1 protein-coding gene is annotated in these 229 nt (G+C 69.4%); it reads right to left on the bottom strand.

The features are described 5' to 3' along the window. Window positions 1–229, bottom strand: a 229-nt coding sequence (locus tag SB775_RS34460; protein WP_410865783.1) for a gamma-glutamyl-gamma-aminobutyrate hydrolase family protein, incomplete at both ends; no start/stop codon positions are given.

Raw genomic sequence — 229 nt, 5'->3', positions numbered from 1 at the left:
CGATGTTGCTGGCCGAGCCGGTCAGCAGCAGGCCATCCAGGCGTTCGAGCCAGGCCTCGGCCAGCACCGGCGGGTGCAGGCCGGGCAGCAGCACGGGCGTGGCCTCGGCGCCCTCGACCACGGCACGAACATATTTCTCGCCGACGGCGAGAAAGGGATGCGGGCCGATGATCTTGCGGTCGGTAGGCAGTCCGACCAAGGGCGGGAGAGCCATGCGGATCGCTCGTTC

Source organism: Peribacillus sp. SIMBA_075 (assembly GCF_046534585.1).
The sequence above is the reverse complement of the archived record's forward strand: the minus strand, read 5'-3'. Positions and strand labels throughout refer to the sequence as shown.